Consider the following 3,882-nt stretch of genomic DNA (forward strand, 5'->3'; position numbering starts at 1 on the left):
GGCTCGCCGCGAGCTGGCCGTCCGCCGGACGCCCGCGCGGCGCGCGTCGGGGCGCCAGCCAGCGCTGGGACGGGACCTCCACCAGCGCGTAACTCGCCGCCGCCACCACCGTCGAGATCACGGCGGTGACCAGCCAGACCGTGAGCATCCGGCCCGAGAACATGGGCACCGACGCGATCTGGAACGCGAAGTGCAGGACCAGGACGTGCCACAGGAACACGCCGTACGACCACCGGCCCAGCGTGGTGAGGGCCGGCGAGCCCAGAACGGCGAACCGCTCCCGGTCCGGCGACAGGGCGACCGGCGCCAGGAGGCAGAACGCGACCACCGCACCGAGGGCGGTGCGGGCCGCGAACTCCGGGCCCGACGGGTGGACGAAGCCCTCGGTGAACCACCGGGGGACCGTGGTGGCGAGGAACGCGGCGGCCGCGACCGCCCACCACGCCCACCGCGCGCGCGAGTGCCGGGCCAGCGCCGCGACCCGCCCGGGCGGCGCGGCGACCAGCTCGGCGAGGATCATCCCGGCCGCGAACCACGACGCGAACGCCGGGGGCAGGATCTGGTCGTTGATCCGCTCGGGAAGCCCGAGATCATACCACGGCACGAGCGCCCAGCCGAGGCTCGCCACCCCCACCGCCGCGATCGCCGGGATCCGCCACCGCGCGGCCGGACCACGCAGCCGCGACAGCGCCCACCACAACAGCGGCAGCACCAGGTAGAAGCTCATCTCCACCGACAGCGACCACGCGTGCGTCAGGCCCTCGACCAGCGAATCGGGCACGAACACCTGGGTGAGCGTCACGTTGGACGCCCAGGTCGCAGCTGACGCGCGGACGTTCTGCGGGATGAGGAGGAAGACCGCCGCGACCACTCCGAGGTAGGCGGGCAGGATCCGGACCAGGCGGGAGCGCAGATAATCCACCGCCGGACGGGCGGTGCCCGGGCCGTTCCGACGCGCGTGGAGGGCGTGCGCCCGCCACAGCAGGAACCCGGACAGTGCGAAGAAGACGGCCACGGACAGGTCGAACCGGCCCCACACCCGGTGGACGAACGAGCCCGTGGAGGAGCCGGTCTGGAACGCGACGTGCGTCGTGAGGACCGCGAACGCGGCGACCGCCCGCAGGCCTTCCAGCGCCGGGGCGAAGCCGGTCGCGGACGGCAGAGTGCCGACTCGGGGGTCGGGGGTGCCGAATGCGTTCTTCATCACTGTTAATCTTCTCCTGATGATGGTCCGGCCGGGCAGGCAACCCGGTGGTTACCGGGTGGTAACCCGGCGGGCCCAGGGCGCGACACCAGGAGGACTAGACGATGGCACGTCAGAGCAGTTCGGCGGGACGGAGGTCGTCGGTGCCCGCACTGGTCCTCGTCGGGCTCGGCGCATTTCTCATCACTATGGCACTGGCTCTCGTGTTCTTCGTCGTGCCGGCGCAGAAGAAGACGCCGCTGGACATCAACTCCACCACCGTCACCGACACCGTGCCGGGAGCGGTCCTCGTGGGCAGTGCGCTCGCGTCCAACACGCCCACCGAGCTGAACGCCGACCGCGCCGAGTGCCGGGCGCCCGAGGCCCCCGCCGACGAGGGCGAGGGCGCCGAGGGTGAGGGCGAGACGGTCGAGACCCTCGACGGGCCCGAGGCCGACGACTCCGGCGTGCAGTTCGCGGTCACGTGCTTCATCGACAACGACATCCCGATGTACTCGCAGCGTCGTGTCCAGGCCGTCGAGCCGTCTGACGCCGAGGTCATCACCATGCAGGCCGCGCAGTCGCTGCTGCGTGAGGACAAGCAGGGCGGCGACGACGTCGAGGCGCTGATCAACGCCACGATCGACCGCGTGACCGTCGACCGCGTCTCGGCGATGCCCGTGGACGAGGCGACCAGCACGCTGCAGATCGTGGCCGGCGGCTCGGGCGGTGACGACGCCCCCACGGGCTTCGTGCGCGAGGGGCTGCAGTACAAGTTCCCGTTCGACACCGAGCAGCGGGCCTACGACTACTTCGACGCCAGCACCTTCACCACCAACCCGATCGAGTTCGTCGGCGAGACCACCGTCGGTGGCATCGACGCTTACGAGTTCCGCCAGGAGCTCGGCCCGATCGACATGTGGTCCTCGATCCGTGACCACTTCGCCTCCATCTCCGACGGCTACGACCCCGCCGTCGAGTCGATCCTCGCCAGCTACCGTCGCGAGGGCATGACCGCCGGGCAGTGGGGCCTCGGAGGCGACCCCGAGCGCGCGGTCGACATGCGCCGCTTCTACACCAACACCCGCACGGTGTGGGTGAACCCGACCACCGGTCAGATCGTCAACGGCAAGGAGGACATCTTCCAGTTCTTCGCCGAGGGCCAGGCCGAGGCCGACGCGTTCTTCGGCGACAAGGCCCGCATGGAGGAGGAGAGGGCCGAGCCCACCCGCACGGCCGTCCGCTTCCAGTCCGGCTGGAACGAGGAGACGCAGCAGGTGACCCTCGCCGGTGCGCAGGAGAGCGCGGACACGCTCAACACGTTCGGCCGCGTCGTGCCCGCCGTCCTCGGCATCCTGGGCCTGATCTCGCTGATCGGCGGCATCGTGCTCGGTCTGCGCGGTGGCCGTGGCGGCACGGGCGGTCACGCCGCCCGGGCGCGCGCCTGAGCTGAGCCGGCGGCGGCCTGAGCTGAGCCGGCCCCGCCGCCTGGAGCGTCGACGAGAGCGTTCCGCACACATCACCCGAGAGGGCGTGTGCGGGACGCTCTTCTCGTCGGCGGACCCGCGACCGCTGAGCTGCCGACGCGACCGCTGAGCGGCCGACAGCGACACCAACCGCGCGGCTTCCACGATCTGCCCCTCGGATCGGGCGCTGCGCTTCTGATTGCGTCTTGCCCCAGGAACTCCGAGAGCGAATCGCGGCGCGAGGGGTGAATCGAGGTCCGAGGAGCAGATCGCGCGCCGCGAGCCCGACGCGGTTCGCGACGCCCCTGCTAGGTCAACCGCGCCGGCAGCCGCGCCGGCAACCGCGCCGGCAACCGCGCCGGCAACCGCGTCACCTATCGGATCACGCGCCGCCCACGGGGTCCCGTAGGCGAGTCGCAAGTGGATAGGTGGCGTGGCTCGGCCGGAGGGGCTCGGTCCGGCCCAGCGCCCTCGGATCAGGCCGGCCGCGACCGGAGCGCGCGCCAGCCGGCCGTGACCGTGGTGAGGACGACGGTGACGAGCGCGGCGGCCAGGACGCCTTCGACATCGCGGGGAGCGGACCACACGGCGATTGCGGTGAGCACCAGCCCGCACCACGCGATCCCGGCCTCAACGGTCCGGTCGGAGGCGATGATGGCCAGCAGGAACGCCTGCAGGACGCTCAGTGTCACACCGAGCAGGGCGAACGCCCAGAGGAGCCCGGCGACCGGCCGGTAGTCTTCGCCGACGACCACCGGCACCAGCGGCGCGGCCACGGCGGCCCCGATCACGACGACCGCGCCGATGCCCAGCAGGACCGTCACTGCCGAGCGGACGGCTCCCCGGTGTCCGGCCGGATCGGCCATCCGCGGATAGAGCACCGTGCCGACGGCCTGCGGCAGCCAGAACGCGGCCTTCGCGGCGACCGCCCCCAGCGCGTAGCGGCCCGCGTCCTCCGGGGTCAGCAGCGCCCGCGCGAGGAGCAGGTCGACCGAGGTGAGGGCCATCATCACCAACTGCACCTGGCCGGCGGCGAGCACGGCGGCAACGCCCGGGGAGGCCAGAATCGCCCCGCTGCCGCGCGGTCCCGCGCCGACCGAGTTCCTTCCCGTCCCCACGCGGGACGGGGCCGTCGCAGGCCCGTACGTCACCCGCGCCGCCACGAACCAGGCCACGCCCACGCCGACGGCCCCGGCGGCGAGTGCGGGTCCGACACCGCCGCCCGCGGCGAGT

At 72.5% G+C, this 3,882-nt stretch carries 2 protein-coding genes and 1 pseudogene; 1 reads left to right on the top strand and 2 read right to left on the bottom strand.

Annotation, left to right across the window (positions count from 1 at the left end; all coding sequences use genetic code 11):
* The coding region (locus HMPREF3086_RS11130) for an acyltransferase family protein (protein WP_070721896.1) at positions 1-1,204 on the bottom strand (1,204 nt) is incomplete at its 3' end.
* Positions 1,205-1,308: 104 nt separating this feature from the next.
* Here HMPREF3086_RS11130 and HMPREF3086_RS11135 point away from each other — a divergent pair.
* Positions 1,309-2,631, top strand: coding sequence for a cell envelope lipid trafficking protein PgfA (locus tag HMPREF3086_RS11135; RefSeq protein WP_070721897.1), 1,323 nt, complete (start codon positions 1,309-1,311; stop codon positions 2,629-2,631).
* Between the two features lie 494 nt (positions 2,632-3,125).
* Here HMPREF3086_RS11135 and HMPREF3086_RS11140 read toward each other — a convergent pair.
* A pseudogene (locus HMPREF3086_RS11140) lies at positions 3,126-3,882 on the bottom strand (polysaccharide biosynthesis protein); the annotation flags it as partial.

Origin of the sequence: Dietzia sp. HMSC21D01 (genome assembly GCF_001815995.1) — a bacterium.
Classification (GTDB): Bacteria; Actinomycetota; Actinomycetes; order Mycobacteriales; family Mycobacteriaceae; genus Dietzia; species Dietzia cinnamea.